The following is a 1,133-nucleotide window of genomic DNA, read 5'->3' on the forward strand; positions in this document are numbered from 1 at the left end:
TTGTCTGACCGCCGCTTCCAAGGCTTTTTAATCTGCCTAGTTGCGACGTTTGCTGGCGTAGGTGTGTTCGAAGCAGCAGCTGGGGTATTACTAGGTGGTGTATTGGCATTACCAGCCACTACCGTAAGTTTGCTGTTTATCTTGCCGATCCCGGGCTACTTAGTGGGAGCAGGTTTGTCTAGCTATATCGCGCAGCGTCGCTCTGAGCGTCGTGCGCTAAATGTTGGTTTGGTGTCGATCTTTATCGGTTCAGCCGTCGTATTAATCCCAGGCTTGTTTGGCGTAACAACTGCAGTGACGTTAATTGGTGGCGCAACTATTTATTTCCTAGGTGCGGGCATCCTGTTCCCTGCGGCAACAACAGGCGCAATTGCTCCGTTCCCTTACCACGCGGGGACAGCTGGTGCGACTCTGGGTGGCATGCAGAACTTGGGCGCCGGTATTGCAACCTTGCTTGCATCGCTATTCCCAGCGCATAACCAAATGCCGCTTGGTGTTTTGATGATGGCAATGTCAATTGTCGCGATGCTTGGCCTATTGTGGGTACACAGAGCGCACGATCACTCAAACGAAATGCCACAAGTCATTTAACCGCCATTTCAATCTGACCAAAACATTGAAAAGGGACACACGAAATAGTGTGTCCCTTTTTTCATATCACACTACCTCTATTTATTGATGAGAATGATTTAACTTTAGAAGTGATATTTGTTAAAAATAACAGTTGCTTACACAATGCGTTTTCAAGCCAACAGGTCACAACAATGAGCCGTTCACAAATGGGGAGAGTATTCACTTCTCGAACCACATTTCTGCTCTCTAAAACAAAAGCGTGACCAGCCTGAAAACTCTCAATGAAACCAAAGTCCATACCCTCAGGATGAGGCAACTTAGGTATAAAATATAAGGATTAACAGATGCGTTTCACTTTAACTACGTTGGCCGTATCGGTCGCGCTTATCGCCGGATGCAGCAATCAAGGAACTCCAACCATGACTCAATATTCCCAATCACAGATCGTTGCTCAGCAAACTCAAGCCCCGGTTGCAAAAAAAATCCCTCACGCGATGACCAATCATGGTGATACTCGCGTTGATAACTACTACTGGATGCGTGACGACGAGCGTAAAGAT

At 47.0% G+C, this 1,133-nt stretch carries 1 protein-coding gene and 1 pseudogene; both read left to right on the forward strand.

Translation table 11 applies throughout. The annotated features are described in order from the left end of the window. Positions 1–591 (forward strand): annotated as a pseudogene (locus R8O70_RS25875) (Bcr/CflA family drug resistance efflux transporter); the annotation flags it as partial. Between the two features lie 326 nt (positions 592–917). Beyond that, the coding region (locus R8O70_RS25880; RefSeq protein ID WP_318184545.1) for a hypothetical protein at positions 918–1,133 on the forward strand (216 nt) is incomplete at its 3' end.

Source organism: Vibrio sp. 779(2023), assembly GCF_033344285.1.
Lineage (GTDB): Bacteria > Pseudomonadota > Gammaproteobacteria > Enterobacterales > Vibrionaceae > Vibrio > Vibrio alginolyticus.